This is a genomic window from Stutzerimonas stutzeri (assembly GCF_000935215.1).
Lineage (GTDB): Bacteria > Pseudomonadota > Gammaproteobacteria > Pseudomonadales > Pseudomonadaceae > Stutzerimonas.
On record NZ_JXXD01000027.1, the window covers coordinates 54,456 to 80,662 of the forward strand.

Below are 26,207 nucleotides of genomic sequence, written 5' to 3' on the forward strand. Positions count from 1 at the left end.
GTGCTGCGCTCGACGTACGACGTTTGCATGAGCCGCAACTTTCCAGGGCAAAAAAGAAACAATGATAGCTCTATGCCAGTACGGCCGATAGCGTCTTTCGGAATGCACATCAGCATGGCGCTACGTGCCCAAAGCGTAGCGATTGCAGCCGAATCTGGCTAAAAAATCACCAGCTTTTAGACGGTCGGTCGGGCCGTTTCCTAGACTCGCCGACGCCTGGTGTTAGGCTGAAGGCAGGTGGACGCCAGCGGAGGTCGCTGGCGCACCGTTCTGCAAGAGGCACCCCGTTATTATGTGGCACACCGGTTTACTCGACCTGTCGGTCTGGCAACTCATCGCGACCACGCTGCTGCTGACTCACGTCACCATCGTCAGCGTAACGGTCTACCTGCACCGTTACTCGGCGCACCGCTCGCTGGAGCTGAATCCGGCGCTCAAGCATTTCTTCCGCTTCTGGCTGTGGCTGACCACGGCGATGAACACCCGCGAGTGGACTGCCATCCATCGCAAGCACCACGCCAAATGCGAGACCCCCGACGACCCGCACAGCCCGGCGCACAAGGGTCTGAGCACGGTGCTGCGCAAGGGCGCCGAGCTGTACATGGAAGAGGGGAAGAACGAGGAAACCCTGCGCATCTACGGCAAGAACTGCCCGGACGACTGGATCGAGCGCAACCTCTATTCGCGCTTTCCCAATACCGGCATCGTGCTGATGCTGCTGATCGACCTGGCGCTGTTCGGCGCGCTCGGCCTCACCGTGTGGGCCGTGCAGATGATCTGGATTCCGTTCTGGGCCGCCGGCGTGGTCAACGGTCTCGGTCACGCGGTCGGCTATCGCAACTTCGAATGCCGTGATGCGGCGACCAACCTCCTGCCGTGGGGCATCCTCATCGGCGGCGAGGAGCTGCACAACAACCACCACACCTATCCGAACTCGGCCAAGCTGTCGGTGCGCAAATGGGAGTTCGACATGGGCTGGGCCTGGATTCGCCTGTTCAGCCTGCTGCGGCTGGCCAAGGTCAACCGTACCGCGCCGATCGCCCACCGCATCGAGGGCAAGCAGCAGCTGGACATGGACAGCGCCATGGCGATCCTCAACAACCGTTTCCAGATCATGGCGCAGTATCGAAAGCTGGTCATCGTGCCGCTGGTGCGCCAGGAACTGGGCCGCGCCGACGCCACGCTGCGTCATCAACTGCGCCGGGCCAAGCGTCTGCTGGCGCGGGAGCCGAGTCTGCTGCAGCAGGAGCAGCAGGCGCACATCGACGACATGCTGGCGCAGAGCCAGTCGCTCAAGGTGATCTACGAGAAGCGTCTGGCGCTGCAGCAGATCTGGACGCGAACCAGCTCGAACGGCCACGAAATGCTGGCGGCGATCAAGCAGTGGGTGCACGAAGCGGAGGCCAGCGGCATCCAGTCGCTGCGCGAATTCGCCGAGCATCTGCGCACCTATTCACTGCGCCCGTCGGTCGCCATCGCCTGACCTTCCATCGGCTCAAGCACAAGGTCTGCAGCCGGCCGGAACTTTGCCTCTGGCCGGCTCTCTGAACAGCATTCTCAACATGCAGTACCGTCGCAATCGCGACGGTCGTTTCAGGAAGAAGGCTATGCGGCTGGCGAGTAATCAGGGTGATTCGGGTATGGGCATGCTACCGGGCGGCGATGCGCAGACATTGCTCGCACTGATGCATGCGCGCGCGGAGGCTGCCCGCCTGGGCGAGCGCGAGCAACTGTTCAGCACCCTGCTGGGCGGCGTCAACGCCGTGCTCTGGGCGTTCGACTGGCAGGCGCAGCGGATGATCTACGTCAGCCCGGCCTACGAGCGCATCTTCGGTCGCTCGCCGGCCCTGCTGCTGGCCGATTACGGCGAGTGGCGCAATGCGATCTATCCGGATGACGTCGAGTTCGCGCAGAAGAGCATGCTCGCCGTGCTCGACGAGGGCGCGGTGGAAACCCGCGAGTACCGCATCATCCGTGGCGACGGGCAGTTGCGCTGGTTGAGCGACAAGTGTTTCCTCGGCCGCCGCGCCGATCGTGGCCAGGGCCCGATCATCGTGGGTATCGCCGAAGACATCACCGAGAAGAAGCAGCTCGAAGGCGAACTGCAGCGCCTGGCCACTACCGATGTGCTGACCCAGAGCAGCAACCGCCGGCACTTCTTCGAATGCGCCCGCGGCGAGTTCGAGCGGGCGCGGCAGTTTGCTTCCTCGCTGGCGTTTCTGCTGCTGGATATCGATGACTTCAAGCGCATCAACGACACCCACGGCCACCAGATGGGCGATCAGGTGCTGCAGAAGGTGGCCCGCTGCGGCGCCGCCGTGCTGCGCCAGAGCGACCTGTTCGGACGCATCGGCGGTGAGGAATTCGCCGCGGTACTGCCAGGCTGTCAGCCGGATCTGGCCGAACAGATCGCCGAACGCCTGCAGCGCGAGATCGAACGGGTGGTGTTTACCGCCGACAACGGCGAGCGTTTCCGCGTCACCGCCAGCCTGGGCCTGACCTACCTGAAAGCCAGCGATCCCGAGCTGAGCAGCGTGTTCGCCCGCGCCGACGCGGCGATGTACACCGCCAAGCGCCTGGGCAAGAACCAGGTGATCGTCGGCTAATTGCGGCGGGCTGGCCGGGCTGGCTTGCCCGGCGCGCTCTGCCGTCACTGGCCAAGCTGCTGCCCGAAGCTCTCCATCTGCTGCTTGAACTCGGTGCATTTGGCCTGACGCTCGGACGCGGGGACATCCTTCCACTTTGCCTCGCTCTCCTTGACGCCGTCGGCAAAGGCCGTATCGAAAGTTGCCGGGTCCATCCCGGCGCGGGTCGCCTGGGTTTTTTGCTGCTCTCTATGCTCGGCAAGTTTCTCGTCGGTGTAGTCGTCGCAGACTTTAGCTGTCACATGCATGGCGCCACCAAACTTGGCCAGCTGCGCGTGCATGTTGGTCATCATCTGTTGATTCGGCTCCTGCGCCTGAGTGGTCGAGCTGATCAGCGTGAGCGCTGCGGCGAGCGCCAGGGATGGCAGGTGGATGGCTGAAGACATGATTGCTCCTATGATCGGTATTTGTTTATTCGGTGCGTGGCGAGGCCTCAGTGGTTTCGGCCTGATGGTTGTGATTCGACTCAGCGAAGCATTCGGTGAATGGCAATGGCTGCCTCGATCGCCTGGTCGTTGGTGATGTACTCCATGCTCTCCACTTTCTGCAGGGCGATACCGGCAGCCGTAGCGGTGACGGTGACCCGGCCGACGACCACCTGAGGGCCGATGATCCCCAGCTGAGCGCTGGGGTCCATACGCTTGCTGACATCTACCACGAAGCCGCCGATGTCCTCGGCGCGGGCGTCGTCATGGACCATGCCCAGTTTGCGAAGCATCTGCTCGTCCGAGGGGGTTTCGTCGACAGAAATGGCGATGGAAAGGCCGCCGCCTTTGACGTGCTGGGAGATATCGCCGCTCTGCATTTCCCGGGAAAGCCAGGAGCAGCTGATGCCATAGACGGTCAGGTTGTCGTAACGGCCCCCATCGTCCAGATCCACCTGGGCCAGACCATCCAGAAGCGGCGTGAGTCGTGCCGCGATCCGTTCACACTTGGGCAGCTGTTCCAGCGTCGGAGCGGCATTAGCGGCCTTGGGAATGGATGCTGAGCCCTCTTCTTCGCTGCAGCCATTGGCTGCGAGAGCGAGCGACAGCAGCACGAACTGGACTGAACGGGGGATCGACAAGAGGTGTTTCCTGGCGGGGCGCTGGGATGTGTGACCGCACCAACGGTCAAGCGAACCCCAAATGTAGACCAGATCGACAGGGCTTCAAGTCAGCGGGGGCCTGCCGGGCTCTGGCATCAGCGCGACTTGCGGTATACGTCGTCGAAACGCACGTTGAGCCCGCCGCAGTGGCTGTTATCGGTCACCACCAGATTGCCGGCGACATGCTGCAGGGTCACCTGGCAGTCGTATTCGTCATCGCCTTCGCTGATCTTCAGCAGGTCGTCCGAGGGTCGAGCATGGCCGGAGAATGCCCCGACATGAACGATTGGCTCTCCGTAGCTGTTGAGGCCGCCTTGCCACAAGGCCTCGCCTTCAACGGTGAAGGGGCCGTCGGGCGAGGGTTGGGTAATGAGGATGCTGTTGCCTCCCGCGATGGGGTGCCAGCGGCCGATCCAGTCGCCGGCCTTGGGTACCGGCGTAGCGTGGTCGATACGGACGTGGTGCGCCGGCAGCCAGCCGACGAACTCGCGCTTGCTGGAGAAATACCAGGCACAAGCCCAGCCATCCGTCTCCTTGCCGACCAGCAGCTTGTCACCATTCACTAGATAGGCGCGTCGGATGCAGTATTCCTGCTCCGGGCAGCCAACCGCGTCATCGCGAAAATGCACGGGTTGATCTGCATTGGCTACAACCTCCGCATGCCTTACTTCGCCGGCGAAGGCCGGAAAGAAGCCATTGCGGCAGGAATACGGCTCGATAGCCTGCGCTGATGGCGCCAGCAGCATGCATAGCAGGATGGCTCTGATTCGCACGGTGCGCGGTCTCCTCATTACAGCCATGTTGACCCGCCCAGGGGATCAACTACATGGCTGATCGGTTCAGCGGTGCCGGCTGCTGCTGGGTGATGCAGTGGATGTTGCCGCCGCCGAGGAGAATCTCGCGGCCAGGCACCATGACGACCCGGTGCTCCGGAAAGACCTGCGCCAGGATGCGCTCGGCTTCGGCGTCCAGCGGGTCGCCGAAGGCTGGGGCGATGATGCCGCCGTTGACGATGAGGAAGTTCACGTAGCTGCCGGCCAGGCGTATCGACGGGTCGCGCGGCTGGCTGCCATCCAGGGCGAGGACCCCGGCGCATTCTTCGGCAGTCGCATGCAGCGGGCCGGGAATCGGCATCTTGTGCACCGTCAGTGTGCGGCCCTTAGCGTCGCGAACGCTCTGCAGCACGGCCATGGCCGCCTGACAGCGCTCGAAGTTGGGGTCGTTCGCATCGTCGGTCCAGGCCAGCAGTACTTCGCCCGGGCGCACGAAGCAGCAGAAGTTGTCGACGTGGCCGTCGGTTTCATCGTTGAACAGGCCGTGCGGCAGCCAGATGATGCTGTCGACCGCCAGCTGTTCCCGCAGCACGCTCTCGATCTGCTCGCGGGACAGATGCGGGTTGCGATTGCGATTGAGCAGGCATTCCTCGGTGGTGATCAGCGTGCCCTCGCCGTCGACGTGGATCGAGCCGCCCTCGAGCACGAAGCCCTCGGTGCGGTAGCGGTCGCAGTATTCGAGTTCGAGGATCTTGCGCGCCACTTCGTCGTCGCGCTGCCAGTCGGCATAGAGGCCGCCGTCTTCACCGCCCCAGGCGTTGAACGTCCAGTCGACGCCGCGCAGGCCGCCTTGGTCGTCGATGACGAAGGTCGGCCCGGTATCGCGCACCCAGGCGTCGTCGGTGCTCAGTTCCACCACGCGGATGCGCGGATCGTCCAGTGCCGCGCGGGCTGCGAGGTACTGCTCGGCGCTGGCGCAGACGGTAACCGGCTCGAAGCGTGCAATGGCCTTGGCGACAGCGGTGAACGCGGCCTGCGCGGGCGCGCCGTTGTTACGCCAGTTGTCCGGGCGTTGCGGCCAGACCATCCAGGTCTGGCTGTGCGGTGCCCATTCGGCGGGCATGAAGTAGCCATCGGTACGCGGCGTGGTGGTCAGGGTGGTCATCTGCATCTCTCATGAAGCGGGAAAGGACAGGCCTTTCCCGTGGTTCGTAGCGGCGGGCGCGCGGCTCACTCTGAAGGCTGCGAGCCGTCCAGGGTCCGGATCGAGCCGTAGAGATTCGGCCGGCGATCGCGGAACACGCCCCAGGCGCTGCGGATGTGTTCGAGCTGGTCGAGATCGAACTGGTGCACCAGCACGCCCTCGCTGGTTTCGTCCATTTCCTCGACCTTGGCCCCGAACTGGTCGGCGATGAACGACGAACCGTAGAAGGTGATGTCGTAGCCGTCCTGCTCTTCGCGGCCGATGCGGTTGCTGGCGATCAGCGGCATCAGGTTGGCGCCGGCATGGCCCTGCTGTACGCGCTGCCAGTGGTCGCGCGAGGTGATGTTCGGGTCGTGCGGCTCGCTGCCGATGGCGGTCGGGTAGAACAGCAGTTCGGCGCCCATCAGCGCCATGCTGCGCGCGGTTTCGGGGAACCACTGATCCCAGCAGATGGCCACGCCGATCTTGGCGTAGCGGGTGTTCCACACCTTGAAGCCGGTGTCGCCCGGGTTGAAGTAGTACTTCTCGTGATACCCGGGGCCATCCGGAATGTGGCTCTTGCGGTAGACGCCGAGCAGCTTGCCGTCGGCATCGATGATGGCGATGGAATTGAAGCGGGCGCGTCCGGCCAGCTCGAAGAAGCTGATCGGCAGCACCACCTGCAGCTCGGCGGCGACCTTCTGAAAATGCTGGATGGCCGGGTTTTCCTCGACCGGCGTCGCCAGCTGCAGGTACTCGGCGTTGGGCTTCTGGCAGAAGTAGGGCGTCTCGAACAGCTCCTGGATGAGGATGATCTGCGCGCCCTTGGCGGCGGCTTCGCGCACCAGCTTGTCGGCATTGGCGATGTTGGCCTGGCTATCCCAGGAACAGGCCATCTGGGTGGCGGCAACGGTAACGACTCGGGACATGGAAACCTCGCGGCTGCAGTTGAAAGGGCGACGGCTATCGAAAGCGCAAATTTATTCGATAGTTATCTGGATTGGTAGAGGGCTGAACGCCGATAGAAAATAAATGGCTGACCGTTTATCGATATTTATCGATCAGTGGCTCAGTGTTTCCCGCTTCGGCAGGCATGGCGGCAGATACAGGCCGAGATAGGCATCGAATACACGCAGGCCTTCCTCGGCCATGCGTGGCGTCAGGCTGCCGTACAGCTGTATGGATCGAGCATAGACGCGGTCGCCGAGTTCCACGGCCATGGCGAACACATCGATGTCCTGCGGCAGAGGCGGCAGGGCGAAATGTCGCTCGAACACGGCCTGCATCGCCTGGCCGAGTTCCAGGTCCAGGCGCTGATCGGTCTGCGTTACCTCGCCGAGGCCGTGCTGCACGAGGATCAGCTGGCGGGCGGCGCTGTCCTGCTCGTAGACCCCGAGCATGCGCTGTTCGATCAGTCGCGACAGGTCGCGCCAGCTGCTCAGGCTCTGGTGATCGATGGGCTGCTCGAGGCTGTCCCTGAACGTTGCGTGCACATCGGCCGTCAGCGCCGCGAGCAATGCCGGCACGCCGGAGAAGAAGTGGTAGACGGAGGAGGGCGGAATGCCGGCGCGCTCCGCCACCGCGTACACCGATAGCGTCGCGGCGCCCTGCTCGGCGAGCAGTTCACGGGCGCTGGAGAGAATCTGGCGGATGCGCACCTGGCTGCTGGCGCGCGGGCGGCGACTGGGCATCGCGGGGCTGGGCTTGGTCATCGGCCTATTTGAAGCCAGCACGGCGGCGGATGCAAACCGCCGTGGCGGTCGCCCCGCTGCACGCGGGCCTGCGGCTAGACGGTATGCAGATACCAGTTGTACTCAAGGTCCGAGATCGAGTGTTCGAACTCGGCCAGTTCGCTTTCCTTGCAGGCGACGAAGATGTCGATGTAGTCCGGGCTGATGTAGCGCGCCATGATCTCGCTGTCGTCCAGCTCGCGCAGGGCGTCGCGCAGGTTGGTCGGCAGGCTCTGCTCGACCTGCTCGTAGGAGTTGCCCTCGATGGGGTCATCCGGCTCGATCTTGTTGGTCAGGCCGTGGTGCACCCCGGCGAGGATGCCGGCGAGCAGCAGGTAGGGGTTGGCGTCGGCGCCGGCGACCCGATGTTCCACACGCACGGCGTCGGGGCTGTCGGTCGGTACACGCAGCGCCACGGTGCGGTTGTCCATGCCCCAGCACGGCGCATTGGGCACGTAGAACTGGGCGCCGAAACGGCGATAGGAATTTACGTTGGGGCAGAGGAAGGCCATCGAGGCCGCCATGGTCTGCTGCAGGCCGCCGATGGCGTGACGCAGCGGCTCGCTGTCCAGCGGATTCTCGGTGGCGAATATGTTGTTGCCATTCTTGTCGAGCAGCGAGATGTGCACGTGCAGCCCGTTGCCGGCCTGTCCCGGATAGGGCTTGGCCATGAAGGTGGTGTCCATCTCGTGGTCGTAGGCGATGTTCTTGATCAGGCGCTTGAGCAGCACCGCGTAATCGCACGCCTTGATCGGATCGGCGACGTGATGCAGGTTGACCTCGAACTGCGCCGGGGCGCTTTCCTTGACGATGGCGTCGGCCGGAATGCCCTGTTCCTTGGCGCCTTCGAGAATGTCCTGCAGGCAATCGACGTACTCGTCGAGATCGTCGATCAGATAGACCTGGGTCGAGTGTGGGCGCTTGCCGGAGATCGGCGAGCGCGGTGGCTGCGGCCGGCCGTTGATGTTCTCCTGATCGATCAGATAGAACTCGAGCTCGAAGGCGGCGCAGATGGTCAGGCCCAGCTCGTCGAACTTGCTCACCACCTGGCGCAAGACCTCGCGCGGGTCGGCGAAGAAGGGGTCGCCGTCGCGCTCGTGCATGGTCATCAGCAGCTGCGCAGTGGGACGCTTCTGCCAGGGTTCCTTGCACAGCGTGTTGGGGATCGGGAAACAGGTGCGGTCGGAGTCGCCGATATCCATGCCCAGGCCGGTGCTTTCAACGGTGATTCCGTTGATGTCGAGGGCGAACAGCGAAGCGGGGAGGTTGATGCCCTTTTCGTAGACCTTGTGCAGGCTGGCGCGCTCGATGCGCTTGCCGCGCACGACTCCATTCATGTCGGTGATCAGCAGATCGACGTACTGAACCTCCGGATGTTCCTTGAGAAATGCGTTAGCTTCGTTGAGCTGAACGGCACGCGGCGGGGCCATGATGAATTACCTTAATTGTTAAAAATTTCAATCATCAGATGCTTGTCTGGGAGTCAATCGAAAAGCCTGTTCACTGTCAATAGTAGCCCGCCAGCGCCCCATGAGTGCCCACAATGGGCCTTTTTTGGGGCATCTCCGGTGCGCTGAATCCATCGCGCACCGGGCTAATGCTCGGGCTATTGTCTATAAAAATGAACAAGACTACTCTCCGGTATGCCCCATTCGAACAACGAGTATCCCATGCCTCGCAAGCCTCTGATCGGCGTTTCGGCCTGTACCAAGCAGATCGGACATCACGGCTTCCACATCGCCGGTGACAAGTACCTGCGTGCCGCGGCGATTGCCGGCGTGCCGCTGGTGATTCCGGCGCTGGAGCTGATCGACCCGGCGACCCTGCTGGAGACCTTCGATGGCCTGCTGTTCACCGGCTCGCCCTCGAACGTCGAGCCACATCACTATGGCGGCCCGGCGAGCGAGACGGGCACCCATCACGATCCGTTGCGCGACCGTCTCACCCTGCCGCTGATTCGCGCGGCTGTCGAGGCGGGCATCCCGGTGTTCGGCATCTGCCGTGGGTTTCAGGAAATGAACGTGGCCTTTGGCGGCAGCCTGCACCAGAAGGTTCACGAAGCCGGCCCGTATCAGGACCACCGCGAACGTCCGGACGATCCATTGGAGGTGCAGTACGGACTCAGCCATCCGCTGCACGTGCAGCCGGGCGGGCTACTTGAGCAGCTGGGCCTGCCGGCGCAGATCCAGGTCAACTCGGTGCATGGCCAGGGCGTCGAGCGGCTTGGAGCCGGTCTGCGCATCGAGGCGCTGGCGCCGGACGGACTGATCGAGGCGTTCTCCGTCGAGCAGGCGCGCAGCTTCGCCCTCGGCGTGCAGTGGCACCCGGAGTGGAAGGTTCACGAGCATCCGCATTATCTGACGCTGTTTAGCGGCTTCGCCGAAGCCTGCGAGGCGCGCGCCCGACAACGCTGACGGCCGATCCAGGCGGCCCTCCCCAGCAACCCCGAGGTCAACATGAGTATCCAACTCGACCAGCTCACCGGCTGGCTGAAAGAACACAAGATCACCGAAGTGGAATGCCTGATCAGCGACCTGACCGGGATCGCCCGCGGCAAGATTTCACCAACCAACAAGTTCCTCGGCGAGAAAGGCATGCGCTTGCCGGAAAGCGTGTTGCTGCAGACCGTGACCGGCGATTACGTCGAGGACGATATCTACTACGAGCTGCTGGATCCAGCCGACATCGACATGTTCTGCCGCCCTGACCCGAACGCCGTATTCCTCGTGCCCTGGGCCATCGAGCCCACCGCCCAGGTGATCCACGACACCTACGACAAGATGGGCAACCCCATCGAACTGTCGCCGCGCAACATCTTGAAGCGCGTGTTGAAGATGTACGCCGACCGCGGTTGGCAGCCCATCGTCGCGCCGGAGATGGAGTTCTACCTGACCAAACGCTGCGAGGACCCGGACCTGCCGTTCCAGCCGCCGATCGGCCGCTCAGGCCGCCAGGAAACCGGCCGCCAGTCGTTCTCCATCGACGCCGCCAACGAGTTCGATCCGCTGTTCGAGGACATGTACGACTGGTGCGAAGCGCAGGGCCTGGATCTGGACACCCTGATCCACGAAGAAGGCACCGCGCAGATGGAGATCAACTTCCGTCACGGCGAAGCACTGCACCTGGCCGACCAGATCCTGGTGTTCAAGCGCACCATGCGCGAGGCGGCGCTCAAGCACAACGTTGCCGCCACCTTCATGGCCAAGCCGATGACCGGCGAGCCAGGCAGCGCGATGCACTTGCACCAGAGCGTTATCGACCTCAAGACCGGGCGCAACATCTTCTCCAGTGAAGACGGCTCCATGAGCCAGCTGTTCCTGCACCACGTCGGCGGCCTGCAGAAGTACATCCCCGAGCTGCTGCCGATGTTCGCGCCGAACGTCAATTCGTTCCGCCGCTTCCTGCCCGACACCTCGGCGCCGGTGAACGTCGAGTGGGGTGAGGAGAACCGCACCGTGGGCCTGCGCGTGCCGGACTCCGACCCGCAGAACCGCCGCGTCGAGAACCGCCTCGCGGGCGCCGATGCCAACCCCTACCTGGCCATCGCCGCGAGCCTCCTGTGCGGCTATATCGGTATGGTCGAGCAGCTGCCACCGAGCCAGCCGGTCAAGGGCCGTGGCTATGAACGGCGCAACCTGCGCCTGCCGCTGACCCTGGAAGCAGCGCTGGAGCGGATGGAAACCTGTCGTGAGCTGGAGAAATACCTGAGCCCGAAATTCATCACCGGCTACGTCGCGGTTAAACGCGCCGAGCAGGAAAACTACCACCGCGTGATCAGCTCATGGGAGCGGGAATTCCTGATGCTGTCGGTGTAAGCGCCGCTTCCTGCCGGAGCCGGTCGTAGGGTGGATGACGCTTTTCTCGTCCACCGAACATGCACGAACTTTTATCGAGAGGTGACTGATGAGCGATTCGCAAACCCTGCACTGGCAAGCGCTTAGCCGCGACCATCATCTGCCGCCGTTCACCGATTACAAGGCGCTGAACGCCAAAGGCACGCGCATCATCACCAAGGCGTCAGGCGTCTATCTGTGGGACAGCGAAGGCCACAAGATCCTCGACGCCATGGCCGGGCTCTGGTGTGTCAACCTGGGCTATGGCCGCGAGGAGCTGGTCGAGGCCGCGACCAGGCAGATGCGCGAGCTGCCGTACTACAACCTGTTCTTCCAGACCGCCCACCCGCCGGCGGTGGCGCTGGCCAAGGCGATTGCCGACATCGCGCCGGCCGGGATGAACCACGTGTTCTTCACCGGCTCCGGCTCGGAGGCCAACGACACCGTGCTGCGCATGGTGCGCCATTACTGGGCGATCAAGGGCCAGCCGGCGAAGAAGGTGGTCATCGGCCGCTGGAATGGCTATCACGGCTCGACCATCGCCGGCGCCAGCCTCGGTGGCATGAAGGCCATGCACGAGCAGGGCGACGGCCCGATCCCGGGCATCGAGCATATCGACCAGCCCTACTGGTTTGGCGAGGGCGGCGACATGAGCCCGGAAGAGTTTGGCGTGCGCATCGCCGACCAGCTGGAGCAGAAGATTCTCGAGGTCGGCGAGGACAAGGTCGCCGCCTTCATCGCCGAACCGATCCAGGGCGCCGGCGGCGTGATCATCCCGCCCGAGAGCTACTGGCCGCGGGTCAAGGAAATCCTCGCGCGCTACGACATCCTCTTCATCGCCGACGAGGTCATCTGCGGCTTCGGCCGTACCGGTGAGTGGTTCGGCAGCGACTACTATGGCCTCGAGCCGGACTTGATGCCGATCGCCAAGGGCCTGACCTCAGGCTACATCCCCATGGGTGGCGTGGTGGTGCGCGACGAAGTGGTGCACACGCTCAACGAGGGCGGCGAGTTCTACCACGGCTTCACCTACTCGGGGCATCCGGTGGCCGCCGCGGTGGCGCTGGAGAACATCCGCATCCTGCGCGAGGAGAAGATCGTCGAGCGGGTGAAGACGAAGACGGCACCCTATTTGCAATCCCGTTGGCAGGAACTGCTCGAGCATCCGCTGGTAGGCGAGGCGCGTGGCGTCGGCCTGCTCGGCGCGCTCGAGTTGGTGAAGAACAAGAAGACCCGCGAACGCTTTGCCGATCCCGGTGTGGGCATGCTCTGTCGCGAGCACTGCTTCCGCAACGGCCTGGTGATGCGTGCGGTTGGCGACACCATGATCATTTCGCCGCCGCTGGTGATCAGCGAAGAGCAGATCGACGAGCTGGTTGGCAAGGTGCGGTTGTGCCTCGACGCCACGGCCAAGGATGCGCTGGGTTGAGCCGTGCGGCGGCCCGCGCCAGCTGAGCTAAGGTTGTCGTTTGCACCGCTGTGCGTTCGGCTTGTTGAAAAGAGGGTCCTGACCTTGCCAGACTGCGCGCGTGCTGGAGGCCAGACCTGCCGAGGGGTGTGTCGATGCCGCCACACCGCCAGGCCGCCGCGTGTTCATGGCCTGTTCCACTGCCCCGACATTAATGATGACAACAGGAGCTGCACGGATGAATCCCTTCGCCAAGACACTACTTGCCATGACGCTGGCCGGCACCGTTGCCGGGGCTGCGCAGGCCCAGGAAAAGGTTCTGCACGTCTACAACTGGTCCGACTACATCGCCGAAGACACCCTGGAGAACTTCACCAAGGAAACCGGTATCAAGGTCGTCTACGACGTCTTCGACAGCAACGAAGTGCTGGAAGCCAAGCTGCTGGCCGGCAGCTCCGGTTATGACGTGGTGGTGCCGTCCAACCCCTTCCTAGCCAAGCAGATCAAGGCTGGCGTGTTCCAGAAACTGGACAAGTCCAAGCTGCCGAACTGGGAAAACCTCGACAAGGACCTGCTCAAGGCGCTGGATCCGAGTGATCCGGGCAACCAGTACTCGATTCCCTACATGTGGGGCACCATTGGCATCGGCTACAACGTCGACAAGGTCAAGGCCGCGTTGGGTGACAACGCGCCGGTGGATTCCTGGGACCTGGTGTTCAAGCCGGAAAACATCGAGAAGCTGAAGTCCTGCGGCGTTTCCTTCCTCGATTCGCCGACCGAAATCCTGCCCGCCGCCCTGCATTATCTGGGCTACGCCCCGGACAGCGGCAAGGCCGACGAGCTGAAGAAGGCCGAAGAGCTGTTCATGCAGATCCGTCCGCATGTGGCCTACTTCCACTCTTCCAAGTACATCTCCGACCTGGCCAATGGCGAGTCCTGCGTGGCGATCGGCTATTCGGGTGACATCTATCAGGCCAAGGCGCGCGCCGAGGAAGCCGGCAACGGCGTCAACGTCGGCTACAAGATTCCCAAGGAAGGTGCCGGCAGCTTCTTCGACATGCTGGCCGTACCGGCTGACGCGAAGAACGTCGAGAGCGCCCACGTCTTCATCAACTACCTGATGAAGCCGGAAGTCATGGCGTCGATCACCGACTACGTGCAGTTCCCCAACGGCAACGCCGCGGCCACCCCGCTGGTGGATGAAGCGATCCGCACCGACCCGGGCATCTACCCGAACCAGGACGTGCTGAAGAAGCTGTACACCTTCCCCGACCTCGATCCGAAAACCCAGCGCGCCATGACCCGCAGCTGGACCAAGATCAAGTCGGGCCGCTGATACGACCGATCCGTTGCCGGGCCGCATGGAGTATGCGTACCGGCACCGGAGCCCGGTTGAGCGCAGCTCGTCGTGTAGCCACGTTCCCTGTCTTTTGTGATGCACCGACATTTGCATCAAATCTGTTGATTTTCAGAGGTTTTTCCAATAAACAGCCCGCCTTTCCCGCCGGGATCACGCGCGGCCTGTAACAAGAGGACTCATCCCATGCGCTCGACACTCAAGTCGTTGATCGTCGCCGCCGCCGTAGCCGGTGCGGCCACCGCCCAGGCCGCCTCCGTGCATATCTACAACTGGTCGGATTACATCGGCGAAACGACGCTGGAGGAGTTCGAGAAGGAGACTGGCATCAAGCCCGTCTACGATGTCTTCGATTCCAACGAAACCCTTGAAGGCAAGCTGCTGGCCGGCCGTAGCGGCTACGACGTGGTGGTGCCTTCCAACCATTTTCTCGGCAAGCAGATTCGCGCTGGTGCCTTCCAGCCGCTGGACAAGAGCAAGCTGCCGAACTGGGAAAACATCGATCCGGCACTGCTCAAGCAGCTGCAGAAGAACGATCCCGACAATGCCTATGCGGCACCCTATCTGTGGGGCACCAACGGCATCGGCTACAACGTCGAGAAGGTCAAGGCCGCACTGGGCGTCGACACGATCGACTCGTGGGCGGTGATCTTCGAACCGGAGAACGCCGAGAAGCTGGCCAGTTGCGGCATAGCCTTCCTCGATTCGGCCGATGAGATGATCCCGGCCATGCTCAATTACCTGGGGCTCGACCCCAACAGCGAGAACGCGGCGGACTATCAGAAGGCCGAGGAGAAGCTCCTGGCCGTGCGGCCGCATGTACGTTATTTCCACTCGTCCAAGTACATTTCCGATTTGGCCAATGGCAATATCTGCGTCGCCGCCGGGTTCTCCGGTGATGTGTTCCAGGCCGCCGCCCGCGCCGAGGAAGCCGGCAAGGGTGTCGAGATCGCCTATGCCATTCCCAAGGAGGGCGCGAACCTCTGGTTCGACATGCTCGCCATCCCCGCGGATGCCAGCAATGTCGAAGAAGCCCATGCCTTCATCAACTACCTGCTGCGCCCCGAGGTGATTGCCGCGGTGAGCGACTACGTCGGTTACGCCAACCCCAATCTTAAGGCGGGCGAGCTGATGGACAGGAAGTGCGTGGGCGATGCGTCGGTGTATCCGCCGCAGGAAGTGCTCGACCGGCTGTACGTCTCCGCTGAGCTACCGCCGAAGACTCAACGTCTTTCGACCCGCTCCTGGACCAAGGTGAAATCCGGCAAGTGAACTCCATGGCCTGTTCCCGTTTCGTCTGCGGCATTGCCGGTGACGAATCGGAACCGGCCGATCGGGAGCATGTCAGGCGACGCGCTCTCTGCAACGACCATTAGATCCCCGGCCCAGGCCGGCCAACCTTTTTCATTTCGGGAGTTCGCGCATGGCCGTTGCCTCCAGCGCCTACAAGAAAGCCCTCAGTGGCGAAAGCAAGAACAAGCAGGTGCTGCTGAAGATCGACCGCGTCACCAAGAAGTTCGACGAAACGGTGGCGGTCGATGATGTCTCGCTGAGCATCCATCAGGGCGAAATCTTCGCCCTGCTTGGTGGCTCGGGTTCGGGCAAGTCGACCTTGCTGCGCATGCTCGCCGGCTTCGAGCGGCCCACCGAGGGGCGCATCTTCCTCGATGGCCAGGACATCACCGACATGCCGCCCTACGAGCGGCCGATCAACATGATGTTCCAGTCCTACGCGCTGTTTCCACACATGACGGTGGAGCAGAACATCGCCTTCGGCCTGAAGCAGGATGGTCTGCCGAAACAGGAAGTCGAGGCGCGGGTGAAGGAGATGCTCGGCCTGGTGCAGATGACCCAGTACGCCAAACGCAAGCCGCATCAGCTGTCGGGCGGGCAGCGCCAGCGTGTCGCCCTGGCGCGTTCGCTGGCCAAGCGGCCGAAGCTGCTGCTGCTCGATGAGCCCATGGGCGCGCTGGACAAGAAGCTGCGCTCGCAGATGCAGCTCGAGCTGGTGCAGATCATCGAGCGCGTCGGCGTGACCTGCGTGATGGTCACCCATGACCAGGAAGAGGCCATGACCATGGCCGAACGCATCGCCATCATGCATCTGGGCTGGATCGCCCAGGTCGGCAGCCCGATGGACATCTACGAGACGCCGGCAAGCCGCCTGGTCTGCGAATTCATCGGCAACGTCAACCTGTTCGACGGCGAGCTGATCGAGGACATGGGCGACCACGCCGTCATCGCCAGCCCAGGCCTTGAGAACCCGATCTACGTCGGCCACGGCATCAGTACCCGCGCGCAGGACAAACAGATCACCTACGCGATCCGCCCGGAAAAGCTGCTGATCGGCACCGAACTGCCGGAACTGGAGCGCCCCGGCTACAACTGGGCTAAAGGCGTCGTGCACGACATTGCCTATCTTGGCGGCCACTCGGTGTACTACATCAAGCTGCCGTCCGGCGGTGTGCTGCAGGCCTTCATGGCCAACGCCGAACGTCACGTGAAGCTGCCGACCTGGGAGGAAGAGGTGTACGTGTACTGGTGGGATGACAGCGGCGTGGTGTTGCAGGCATGAAGCGCTCGCCCCTGAATACCGGGCGCCGACTGGTCATCAGCGTGCCCTTCCTGTGGCTGATGCTGTTCTTTCTGCTGCCCTTCGCCATCGTCCTGAAGATCAGCTTTGCCGAAGCGGATGTGGCCATTCCGCCGTACACCGACATCTTCGCCTACGCCGACCAGCAGCTGCAGGTGCTGATCAACCTGGGCAACTACATCTTCCTCAGCGAAGACGAACTGTATCTGGCGGCCTATCTGGGCTCGCTGAAGATTGCCTTCTTCAGCACGCTGCTCTGCCTGCTGATCGGCTATCCGATGGCCTACGCCATTGCCCGTGCGCGCAAGGATCTGCAGACGGTTCTGCTGCTGCTGATCATGATGCCGACCTGGACCGCCATCCTGATTCGCGTCTACGCCTGGATGGGCATCCTCAGCAGCAACGGCATCCTCAACGGACTGTTGCAGGGCCTCGGCCTGATCGACGCGCCGTTGCAGATACTCAATACCGACGCTGCGGTATACATCGGCGTGGTCTACTCCTACCTGCCGTTCATGATCCTGCCGCTCTACGCCAACCTGGTGAAGCACGACCCGAGCCTGCTCGAGGCTGCGTCCGACCTCGGCGCGCGCAACCTCTCCAGCTTCTGGAAGATCACCGTGCCGCTGTCGAAGAACGGCATCATCGCCGGCTGCATGCTGGTGTTCATTCCGGTGGTAGGCGAGTTCGTCATCCCCGAACTGCTCGGCGGTCCGGAGACGCTGATGATCGGCAAGGTGCTCTGGCAGGAATTCTTCAACAACCGTGACTGGCCGGTGGCCTCGGCGCTGGCGGTGGTGATGCTGGCGATCCTGCTGGTGCCGATAATCCTGTTCAACCGGAACCAAGCCAAGGAACTGGAGGGCAAGCTATGAAACGCTGGAGCTTTTCCAACCTGATTCTGGTGCTCGGGCTGCTGTTCATCTACCTGCCGATGGTCATCCTGGTCATCTACTCGTTCAATGCCTCGCGGCTGGTGACGGTGTGGGGTGGCTGGTCGCTGAAATGGTACGCCGGCCTGCTCGACAACTCCCAGTTGATGGGCGCGGTAATGCGCTCGCTGGAAGTCGCGGCCTATACCGCGATTGCCGCGGTGGCTCTGGGCACGATGGCGGCTTTCGTCCTCACCCGTATCCCGGTGTTCCGCGGCCGTACGCTGTTCGGTGGCCTGGTCACCGCGCCGCTGGTGATGCCGGAAGTGATCACCGGTCTATCCCTGCTGCTGCTGTTCGTCGCCATGGCGCAACTGATCGGCTGGCCGGCGCAACGCGGGCTGGTGACCATCTGGATCGCCCACACCACGTTCTGCTCGGCCTACGTCGCGGTAGTGGTGATGGCGCGCCTGCGCGAGCTGGACCTGTCCATCGAGGAAGCGGCGATGGACCTCGGAGCGCGGCCGTGGAAGGTGTTCTTCCTGATCACCATGCCGATGATCGCGCCCTCGCTGGCGGCCGGCGGAATGCTCTCCTTTGCCCTCTCGCTGGACGATCTGGTACTGGCCAGCTTCGTCTCCGGTCCCGGCTCGACCACTCTGCCGATGGAGATCTTCTCCGCCGTGCGCCTGGGCGTGAAGCCGGAGATCAACGCGGTGGCGAGTCTGATCCTGCTCAGCGTGTCGCTGGCGACCTTTCTCGCCTGGTACCTCAGCCGCCGGGCCGAGAAGCGCCGTATTCGCGCGATGCAGCAGGCGATGGATGAAACCGCTGGCAATCCCACCTGGCGTCAGGTGATCGACAGCCGCAAGGTGCTGGTGCCGCCCTCGGCGCATACCTGATGATGGTTTGAGCAGCAAAACGAAAAGGGCGCATCGATGCGCCCTTTTCGTTTCAGATGGAGTGTCCCCTGCCGCAGAGCGGTAGGGTGACTAACGCGAAGCTTATCCACCGCCGCGCCTTCTCCGTCCCCGAGCCCGCATTCACGGCTCGGTTGTCTGTTCGCCTGCAGCGAATACCGCGTCCAGTTGCCGATCACTGCTCAGGTCCGGCAGCCCGAACCCGTGCTGTGTTCATCCATCGGTTCTTCACATCCCGTACCACCGTCCGGGCGCGGGCGCAGCCAGATCGGTGCCAGGTAGCGCAATGCCAGGCCAAAGACTGTCAGCCAACCGAGCCCGGCGAGCATGTTCAGTAGCGGCACGGGAGCGCCCGGCAGCCCCGCACTGGCACGCAGCAGCGCGGCGAGCACCAGCAGGCAGGTCGCTATCGGCACCCAGCGCCGCTGATCCAGTGCATAGCCACTGTGGGTACGCCCGGCGATGCACAGCACCGCGAGAATCGATACGCCCATGGCCCCGAGTGTCAGCAGATGGCGGCCTGCGCTGCTGGCAAAGCCGTCGGCTAGCAGCGAGACACCCAGTGCGCCATAGCCCAGCGCCATCAGCCAGTAGACGCTGTAGAGCATCAGCGACCAGCGCTCCAGCAGCGCTCGGCCGATGTGCCAGTCGTTGAGCAGATTGAACATGGCGGCGGCTGTGGCCAGGGCCAGCCAGCCGTTCAGCGGGGCCGGCAGTGCCAGCCATTCGGCGAGAGTGAACAGGCTGATGCAGAAGATCGCCAGATTGCGTCGTGGCGGACGCGCGCGGTAGTCGTCGTCCACGTCGTGCCCGGCATCCCGGCGTGCCTGGGTGGCGTCGTTGAGAATGCGCATGGAGATTCGGCTCATGGCCACCACGATCAGCACCATCATCACGCCGATGCCAGCGTACAGCCAGCGCATCGGGTATCGGCCGCCGACGGCATCGACATGAAAGCCCACGGTCACCAGCGCCAGCGCGCCGAGCCCGCCGAAGAAGCCGTACTGCCGGCGCAGCGGGTCGCCCAGCAGGCGCGGCGCGAGCAGCACAAGCAGGGCGATGGCGAAGGCACTGTTGAACAGTGCCGCCGGCCACGGCCCCATGACGCCGGAAAGCCAGAAGCTCAGCCTGGCGGCTAGCCACAGCAGTAGAAAGCCGAAACCCACATGCCGACCGAACGCTGCGGTAGCAGTGAATTCCGGCACCGCGGTGAGAACGAAGCCGGCGACCGCCGCCAGGCCGAAGCCGAGCAGCATTTCGTGGGCATGCCAGACCATTGGTCCACCCGGCACGCCTGGCAGCGGCAACCCGAACCCGAGAAAGCCCAGCCAGAGTGCAACACCAGTCACCGCCAGCAGCACGGTGGCGAGAAACAGCGGACGAAAGCTGCACAGCAGCAGCGGCCAGTTGGCGAGTCGCGGCGATAAGGTTTTCAGCATCGTGAGCGCGCTCTGCTGGCGGAGGGTAAGGGGGCCGCCTCGCGAATGGCGACTTTGGCGGCGCCAGGCAAGGTCTGTTGCGCGCGGGTGGCCAGGCCGAAGCTCTCTCGTACGGCCGGCAACTGCAGCAGCTCGGCGGTGTGCTGATAGATCCAGGCATCGCTGCGCTGCACGGCTGGCAGATCCAGCTCCAGGTGGCTGACGATGCGCCCCGGCGCCGCCGCCATTACCAGTATGCGGTCGGCCAGGCGCACGGCTTCCATCAGGTCGTGGGTGATCATCAGCACGCCCATGCCGCGTGCAGCCTGCTCGGCCAGCAGCAGGGCGTAGAGGTCTTCCTTGAGGCCGATATCCAGCGCGGCGAAGGGTTCGTCGAGCAGCAGCAGGTCCGGCTGCAGCACCAGCGCCCGCGCCAGCGAAACGCGGCTCTGCATGCCGCCGGAAAGCTGGTGCGGAAATTTGCCGAGATCGCCAGCAGCCAGGCCCAGGCGCAGCGCGAGGGAACTGGCTTGCTGCAGGCGTTGCTGCCGCGGCATGCCGGCCGCCTTGAGCCCCAGGGCGATGTTGTCGAGCGTGGTTTTCCACGGCAGCAGCCGCGGTTGCTGGAACATGCTGGCGGGGTTGCCGAAACCGTTGTCGATGCGACCTTCCTGGACGTCCAGCAGCCCCGCGCAAAGATGCAGCAGGGTGGTCTTGCCGCAGCCGGAGGGGCCGACCAGGGCGACCACTTCGCCCGCCGCCAGGTTGAAGTTGATGCCGCTGAATATCTCGTCGCGACCGAAGGCGTGGGCCAGGCCGTGGATGTGCAATTGCGTCATGAGGACACCTCGCGCCAGCGCTCGACTTCGCGCTTGATCGGTTCCAGCAGCAGGTACTCCACCGCCAGCAGCAGACCGACCACCGCGGTGATCCAGGCCATGGTCGCGCTGGTATCCAGGTGCGAGCGTGATACCGCCAGCGCGGCGCCGACCCCGTCCTGGGTGGCGAGTAGTTCGGCCATCACCACGATCTTCCAGGACATGGCGAGTGCGGTGATCCAGGCGGGGAACAGGTAGGAGACGACGTGCGGCAGGTAGACATCGAGCAACAGCATCCGCCGCGGCAGGCGAAATGCCAGGGCCATGTCCTTTAGCTGGTTGTCCAGCGTACGGGTGCCTTGCAACGCACCGACGAACACCAGCGGAAAGCTGGCGATGAACACGGTGAACACCGGGGTGCCGTCGCTGGCGCCGAACCAGAGCATCGCCAGTACCAGCCAGGCGATTGGCGGCATGCCCATGAGCACGGTGACCAGCGGCCGCGCCATCATCGAGGCGGTCATGGAGACACCGGCGGCGAGCCCGAGCACGCTGCCGACCGCCACGGAAAGAGCGAAGCCGAGCAGCGCCCGGCGACTGGTGGCCAGCAGCTCCGGCCAGGCGGCACCTTCATCAATCAGCTGAAGCAGGCGGGAAAACGTCTCCAGAGGCGTCGGCAGCACCAGTGCGCCATAGTGACTAGCCACTGCTTCCCAGCCCGCCAGCAGCAGAAACAGGCTGGCTAGCGCCCCCCAGCCGCTCCACAGATAGCCGGGCAGGCTGGTCAGCCAGCTGCGCAGGAGGCTCATGGCTGATCGCTGACTGGCGAGTAGAAGTCATCGGCCGGTAGCTTGCCGCCGATCAGCGCCGGATTCTTCTTCAGCAGCAGCTCGAACAGATACTCGACTTCCGCCCGCGCCTCGGCGGCGGGCACGGCGGCCATCTGCGCCACGGCCAGCGAATCGGTCACCGCTTCGGCGCTGAGCATCGGCAGATGACTGGCGACCAGCTGGCCGCAGCGCTCGGCGTTGGTGCTGCACCATTGCAGCGAGTCGGCGTAGGCCTGGGCGATCCGTGCGGCGATCTGCGGCTGGTCTTTCACGCTGGCCATCAGCGCGATACCGGCCTGCGGGATGCGTGCTTCGCGCTGCAGCAGACGGCCCCATTCCTGTTGCAGGTCGACGCTGCGATACAGGTCCGGCGCGACCAGCCCCAAGGGACCCTCGCTGGCCTTGCGCAGTGCCATGGAGATGGCCGGCTCGGCAAGCAGGGCGTGGTCGGTACGGCGCATCAGCAACAGCTGCATGGCGTCGATGGGGGTGGCGACGTAACGCAGGCGCAGGTCCTTGCGCACATCGATGCCGGCACGCTCGGCCAGCAGGCCGAAGAGGATGTCCGGCATGTCGCCACGGAACGGCATGGCGATTTCCTTGCCGCGCAGGTCGTCGAGGGTGCTCAGGCCCTGCTCGCGGGACACCAGCCAGAGCAAGCCCCAGGTCGAAACGTTGAGCATGCGCAGCTTGGCGCCGCGGTTGTAGAGGTTGGCGGCAACGTTGACCGGCATGGCCAGCACGTCTGCCTGCTGGTTCAGCGCCAGCAGGCGCAGCTGGTCGGGATCGCGCCAGCTGACGAATTCCACCTTGTCCGCCAGGTCGTCCAGCGCACCGGATTCGACCATGTGGATCAGCGGGTTCGATACCGACGAGGATGGGCCGGCCAGGACCAGGCGCGGCAGCTTGTCCGCCAGCGCTGGCGCTCCAGCCGCCAGCAGAACGGCCATCAGTAGGTGGCGCAGCATCAGAAGCTCCCGCTCAGCGCGACGGTGATGCCGCGCCCGGGTGCTTGCAGCTCGTTGCCGCTGATGCCGTCAGCCAGATGCTCGTGGTAGGCCTTGTCGAACAGGTTGCTAAGGCGCGCGTCGAGGTTGGCAGTCTGCAGCACGCCGATCTTGCCGAAGCCCCAGCCGAGGCTGGCATCGGCAGTAACGAAGCCTGCGGTACGGTCCTCGCCACCGCGGGTGAACTCGGTCGCTACACGATCCTGCTCGGCGACCGCACGCAGCTGGGCATGCCAATAGAGGCCGCGCTCGGCCGGCTGGCCAATGCCCAGGGTCAGCTCGTGGGCCGGCATCTGGTGCAGCGGTTCGTCGTCCTGTTTGTTCTCGCCGCGCAGCCAGGTGAAGCTGCCGTCCACCACGAAGGCGCCAACGGCATTGCTGGCGCTGCCTTCAAGGCCGTAGATCACCACCTTGTCGAGGTTCTCGGTGCGCTTGATCGGCAGTCCATTCGGGGCGTTGGTGCCGGTCACGCGGCCGGCGATGTAATCGTCGATGCGGGTGTGGAAGGCCGCCAGCTGATAGGTGAAATCGCCATCGCTACCCTTGAGGCCGAGCTCGAAACTGGTGGAGCGCTCCGGGTCCAGCTGCGGGTTGCCGACGTGGAAGTAGCCGTCGCCGCGCGGCGCGTCGTCGTAGCGCTCGCGCATGTCGGCGGCGCGGTAGGCCTGGCCGACGTTGGCGTAGAGGTTCAGGGTGTCAGTCAGCGGATGCAGCGCGCCCAGCGACCACGACAGGTTGTGGTCGGTGCTGTCCAGGCCGCTGGTTGTAAATGAAGGACCGTTGCCCTTGGCTCGGGCGTCGGCGCTGACGCGGTCGTAGCGGGCGCCGGCCGTCAGGCGCGTCTGGCCGAGGTCGAATTCATCCTGCACGAACAGCCCGTAGGATTCGATCTCGGCATCCTTGAAGGGGTCGTTGCGCTGGTTGTTGTTGAAGGTCGGCGGGCCATCCACGTAGCGTTCCGGATCGCCGGTCATCTTCCAGCCGTCGACGCCCACCGTCAGCAGGTGATCGGCTACTGGCACCACCCAGCTCGAGCGCAGCCCATGGGTGATGAAGCTGACGTTGTTGCGTACATAGTCGCGGTCGAGCCGCTCGGAGTAGGCGCGGATCTCCCGGTAGACCTCCTGACGATAGAGCTCGGTGGTCAGAGTGCCTTCACCGAGGCCGTTTTCCAGGCCGATCTGGAACAGCTCGCGCTGCTGTTCCGGCGAATGGATGGTCGCGGTGCCAAGTGGTACCGGGATGCCGGCGCCACCCGGCTGCCCGCCGGTACGCGCCGAGCCCGGGTACCAGACGTCGCGGTCGGTGTGGCGCTGGATGTTCAGGTTGACGCTGACATCCTCGGCCAGCCGCTGCTTGTACTTGAGCAGCAGGGTATCGGAGCTGTAGCCGGTGTTCTCTTCGGTACCGTTGGGGCTCTTGTAATCGTTGACCTTGCGCCCGGCAACGCCCAGCACCAGGGCATGATCGGAGCTGGAGTCGCGCAGCAGCGTAGCGCCGGTAAAGCCCTTGTCGACGCTGCTGGCGCTGGTGGAGAAGCGTCCGCTGCGTTCGTCCTGCTCGGTGAAGCGTGCCTGTGGCGTGATCAGGTTGACCACCCCGCCCATGGCACCGCTGCCGTACAGCACCGAGCCCGGACCCTTGACCACTTCGGCGCGTTCCAGCAGGCCGAGATCGAGCATGGAGGCCAGCGAGCCCTGCGGCTGGCCGGAATTGACCCGCACGCCGTCGACCATCAGCACCACGCTTTCCTTCTTCATGCCGCGCAGCACCGGGTTCTGCCCCCAGGCGCCGTCGCTATGCACGGCCAGGCCCGGCTTGCCGCGGAACAGACTGCCGACCGGCGCTGCCGTTTCGGTTGGCTGAGCCTGCAGCACCTCGATGGCTTGCGGAATGTCCTGCGTTGCGGCCTCGTAGCCCTTGGCGGTGACGACGGTTTCCTGCAGCTCCAGCGGAGCGGCGAAGGCGGACGCGCTGCTGACGGCCAGGCAGGCCAGGGCGAGTGGGTGAAGGCGGAGTATCATCGAACGGCTCCCGGATAATTCGTCGGCGGTGATGCCGACTTGGATGGGAGCAATTCTCGTTTAACTGATAATAATTATCATTTGATCGCGATCAAGTTTACCTGTCGCAAGCGCGCTACTGCTGCCAGTCGCAGAAACAGGCCACCGCCAGCGAATGGGTGGCGCGCACCTTGCGCCCGGCCAGCACGGCATCGAGGATAGGCTCGACGAAGCTGTTGTCCGAACTGCACACCGCACCCTCGCTGTAGGGGCCGATATAGACCAGCTCCCCGCTTTGATCCCAGATGCCTACAGCGGGGCTGGCCGGTAGTTGCTCGGAGCCGGGCGGGGCGCTCAGCGGTTTCAGCGCTGCCAGCGGCTGCGGCAAGCGGCCCTTGCTGCCCGGCTTGCGTACTTCGTAGAAGTCCACGGGTTGTCCGGCAAAGCGCTTGAGCAGTTCTTCCAGGTGCTGCTGATTGCCGACGTTGCACGGGCATCCCGGGTCCCAGAAATGCACGAAGCGCACTGGTCCTGGGCCCTGCAGCTCGGCCGGCAGGCGAAGGGCGTCGCCGGAGAACAGCTCGGCGCGCTCGCCGTCGAAGGTGCGCAGGTAGCGCGCCTCGAACCACCAGAACGCAGCCAGCATGGCGCCGCCCCAGAGCAGGGCGATCAGTGCGGCGATCAGGTATTTGCGACGAGCGCTCATGGCGGGCTCCGATGTGGGTGCGCAAGCTTGCCATGGGGCGGCGCAGAGCTGAATATCCCAGGTCAACGCAATCGAAGAATTTCCATGCCCTCGCGTATCGATCCCGAGCGCCTGCGTAACAGCCTGCCCGCCCTGTCCGAGGCGGTCGCCGCAAGCGCCGAAACACTCCATTACCAGAGCTATTACGGGCTCGACCTGCCGCATCGCACGCAGGTCCAGCGCCGCCTGGGGCGCTTTCGCGTGCATGACTACGATGTCGTCGCTCAGGCCTGGTGGCCGGAGCAGCCCCACGCCAGCCTGCTGATCCTGCACGGCTACTACGACCACATGGGCCTGTATCGCCATGTGGTCGACTGGGGACTGGAGATGGGGTTCGCCGTGCTCGCCTGCGACCTGCCGGGGCATGGGCTGTCCAGCGGTCCCCGGGCGAGCATCAACGAGTTTGCCGAATACCAGGCGGTGCTGAGCGGTCTGTTCGAACAGGCACGCCAGCTCGACCTGCCGCGTCCCTGGCACCTACTTGGCCAGAGTACCGGCGGTGCCATCGCGCTGGATCACCTGTTGCATCAGGCCGAAAACCCCGACCTGGGGCGCACCATCCTGCTGGCGCCATTGGTTCGCCCGCGCGCCTGGCTGCGCTCGCGCATCAGCTACGAGTTGCTGCGGCGCTTCGTTCAGCAGATCCCACGAACGTTCAGCGAGAACTCTGGCGACCCGGCCTTCCTCGAATTCGTCCAGAGCCAGGACCCGCTGCAGCCGGACATCCTGCCCACGGCCTGGGTCGGCGCCCTGTCACGCTGGATTCCACGTATCGAGGGTGCGGCTGACAGTAGGCACGCGCCGTTGATCATTCAGGGCGAGGCGGACATGACCGTGGATTGGCAGTACAACCTGCCGATTCTGCAGCGCAAGTTCCCAAGTGCTGAGGTGCTGCGACTGCCCGAGGCGCGCCACCATCTGGTGAACGAGCGCGAGGAATTGCGCCAGGCGTACTTCGACTTCCTGCGCGAGCGCTTCAGATAGC

General features: G+C 64.0%; 24 protein-coding genes. 11 read left to right on the forward strand and 13 right to left on the reverse strand.

Annotation, left to right across the window (positions count from 1 at the left end; all coding sequences use genetic code 11):
- Positions 1-292 precede the first annotated feature (292 nt).
- Both desA and LO50_RS04440 read left to right on the forward strand, forming a co-directional pair.
- On the forward strand, positions 293-1,483 hold the full coding sequence (desA, locus tag LO50_RS04435) for a delta-9 fatty acid desaturase DesA (RefSeq protein WP_044314241.1): 1,191 nt from the start codon (positions 293-295) through the stop codon (positions 1,481-1,483).
- A 124-nt stretch (positions 1,484-1,607) separates the two neighbouring features.
- Positions 1,608-2,606: a GGDEF domain-containing protein gene (locus tag LO50_RS04440; RefSeq protein WP_041015512.1), complete on the forward strand. Its 999-nt coding sequence runs from the start codon at positions 1,608-1,610 to the stop codon at positions 2,604-2,606.
- Positions 2,607-2,650: 44 nt separating this feature from the next.
- On the opposite strand, the gene LO50_RS04445 is transcribed toward LO50_RS04440, so the two are convergent.
- The 7 genes from LO50_RS04445 to LO50_RS04475 form a co-directional block, all read right to left on the reverse strand.
- Complete coding sequence (locus tag LO50_RS04445) at positions 2,651-3,031, reverse strand: hypothetical protein (protein ID WP_041015511.1); 381 nt, start codon at positions 3,029-3,031, stop codon at positions 2,651-2,653.
- Between the two features lie 80 nt (positions 3,032-3,111).
- Entirely contained in the window at positions 3,112-3,711 is a 600-nt protein-coding gene (locus tag LO50_RS04450; RefSeq protein ID WP_044314242.1) for a hypothetical protein, read from the reverse strand.
- Positions 3,712-3,827: 116 nt separating this feature from the next.
- On the reverse strand, positions 3,828-4,505 hold the full coding sequence (locus tag LO50_RS04455) for a hypothetical protein (RefSeq protein ID WP_044314243.1): 678 nt from the start codon (positions 4,503-4,505) through the stop codon (positions 3,828-3,830).
- A gap of 49 nt (positions 4,506-4,554) precedes the next feature.
- On the reverse strand, positions 4,555-5,670 hold the full coding sequence (aguA, locus tag LO50_RS04460) for an agmatine deiminase (protein ID WP_044314244.1): 1,116 nt from the start codon (positions 5,668-5,670) through the stop codon (positions 4,555-4,557).
- A gap of 65 nt (positions 5,671-5,735) precedes the next feature.
- Entirely contained in the window at positions 5,736-6,617 is an 882-nt protein-coding gene (gene aguB / locus LO50_RS04465; RefSeq protein ID WP_014822172.1) for an N-carbamoylputrescine amidase, read from the reverse strand.
- A 132-nt stretch (positions 6,618-6,749) separates the two neighbouring features.
- Positions 6,750-7,400: a TetR/AcrR family transcriptional regulator gene (locus tag LO50_RS04470; RefSeq protein WP_044314245.1), complete on the reverse strand. Its 651-nt coding sequence runs from the start codon at positions 7,398-7,400 to the stop codon at positions 6,750-6,752.
- Positions 7,401-7,474: 74 nt separating this feature from the next.
- Complete coding sequence (locus LO50_RS04475) at positions 7,475-8,848, reverse strand: glutamine synthetase family protein (protein WP_014822170.1); 1,374 nt, start codon at positions 8,846-8,848, stop codon at positions 7,475-7,477.
- Positions 8,849-9,088: 240 nt separating this feature from the next.
- Here LO50_RS04475 and LO50_RS04480 point away from each other — a divergent pair, with 240 nt between their 5' ends.
- The 8 genes from LO50_RS04480 (at position 9,089) to LO50_RS04515 (ending at position 18,383) form a co-directional block, all read left to right on the forward strand.
- Positions 9,089-9,832, forward strand: a complete 744-nt coding sequence (locus LO50_RS04480; RefSeq protein ID WP_044314246.1) for a gamma-glutamyl-gamma-aminobutyrate hydrolase family protein — start codon at positions 9,089-9,091, stop codon at positions 9,830-9,832.
- 42 nt (positions 9,833-9,874) lie between these two features.
- Positions 9,875-11,233, forward strand: coding sequence for a glutamine synthetase family protein (locus LO50_RS04485; RefSeq protein ID WP_044314247.1), 1,359 nt, complete (start codon positions 9,875-9,877; stop codon positions 11,231-11,233).
- Positions 11,234-11,321: 88 nt separating this feature from the next.
- Positions 11,322-12,680: an aspartate aminotransferase family protein gene (locus tag LO50_RS04490; protein ID WP_014822167.1), complete on the forward strand. Its 1,359-nt coding sequence runs from the start codon at positions 11,322-11,324 to the stop codon at positions 12,678-12,680.
- Positions 12,681-12,897: 217 nt separating this feature from the next.
- Entirely contained in the window at positions 12,898-13,995 is a 1,098-nt protein-coding gene (locus tag LO50_RS04495) for a polyamine ABC transporter substrate-binding protein (protein ID WP_044314248.1), read from the forward strand.
- Positions 13,996-14,202: 207 nt separating this feature from the next.
- Complete coding sequence (locus LO50_RS04500) at positions 14,203-15,288, forward strand: polyamine ABC transporter substrate-binding protein (RefSeq protein ID WP_044314249.1); 1,086 nt, start codon at positions 14,203-14,205, stop codon at positions 15,286-15,288.
- Positions 15,289-15,439: 151 nt separating this feature from the next.
- Positions 15,440-16,591, forward strand: coding sequence for a polyamine ABC transporter ATP-binding protein (potA, locus tag LO50_RS04505; protein ID WP_023445773.1), 1,152 nt, complete (start codon positions 15,440-15,442; stop codon positions 16,589-16,591).
- A complete protein-coding gene (locus tag LO50_RS04510; protein ID WP_014822163.1) occupies positions 16,588-17,484 on the forward strand; it encodes an ABC transporter permease subunit in 897 nt (298 codons plus the stop codon). Before potA ends, LO50_RS04510 begins: the two co-directional genes overlap by 4 nt.
- Complete coding sequence (locus LO50_RS04515; RefSeq protein WP_014822162.1) at positions 17,481-18,383, forward strand: ABC transporter permease subunit; 903 nt, start codon at positions 17,481-17,483, stop codon at positions 18,381-18,383. Before LO50_RS04510 ends, LO50_RS04515 begins: the two co-directional genes overlap by 4 nt.
- Positions 18,384-18,583: 200 nt before the next feature.
- Here LO50_RS04515 and LO50_RS04520 read toward each other — a convergent pair whose 3' ends face one another.
- The 6 genes from LO50_RS04520 to LO50_RS04545 form a co-directional block, all read right to left on the reverse strand.
- Complete coding sequence (locus tag LO50_RS04520; protein ID WP_044314250.1) at positions 18,584-19,840, reverse strand: NnrS family protein; 1,257 nt, start codon at positions 19,838-19,840, stop codon at positions 18,584-18,586.
- Positions 19,834-20,658, reverse strand: a complete 825-nt coding sequence (locus tag LO50_RS04525) for an ABC transporter ATP-binding protein (RefSeq protein WP_042928598.1) — start codon at positions 20,656-20,658, stop codon at positions 19,834-19,836. The genes LO50_RS04520 and LO50_RS04525 overlap by 7 nt, the downstream gene beginning before the upstream one ends.
- Positions 20,655-21,446, reverse strand: coding sequence for an ABC transporter permease (locus LO50_RS04530; protein ID WP_044314251.1), 792 nt, complete (start codon positions 21,444-21,446; stop codon positions 20,655-20,657). The genes LO50_RS04525 and LO50_RS04530 overlap by 4 nt, the downstream gene beginning before the upstream one ends.
- Positions 21,443-22,435, reverse strand: coding sequence for an ABC transporter substrate-binding protein (locus tag LO50_RS04535; protein ID WP_044314252.1), 993 nt, complete (start codon positions 22,433-22,435; stop codon positions 21,443-21,445). The genes LO50_RS04530 and LO50_RS04535 overlap by 4 nt, the downstream gene beginning before the upstream one ends.
- On the reverse strand, positions 22,435-24,498 hold the full coding sequence (locus LO50_RS04540; RefSeq protein ID WP_044314253.1) for a TonB-dependent receptor plug domain-containing protein: 2,064 nt from the start codon (positions 24,496-24,498) through the stop codon (positions 22,435-22,437). Before LO50_RS04540 ends, LO50_RS04535 begins: the two co-directional genes overlap by 1 nt.
- Positions 24,499-24,613: 115 nt before the next feature.
- Positions 24,614-25,183, reverse strand: a complete 570-nt coding sequence (locus tag LO50_RS04545) for a DUF6436 domain-containing protein (RefSeq protein WP_041015499.1) — start codon at positions 25,181-25,183, stop codon at positions 24,614-24,616.
- Between the two features lie 84 nt (positions 25,184-25,267).
- Here LO50_RS04545 and bipL point away from each other — a divergent pair, with 84 nt between their 5' ends.
- The gene (gene bipL, locus LO50_RS04550; protein ID WP_044314254.1) at positions 25,268-26,206 is read left to right on the forward strand and encodes a phospholipase BipL; all 939 of its coding nucleotides are present in this window, start codon (positions 25,268-25,270) and stop codon (positions 26,204-26,206) included.
- Position 26,207 lies beyond the last annotated feature (1 nt).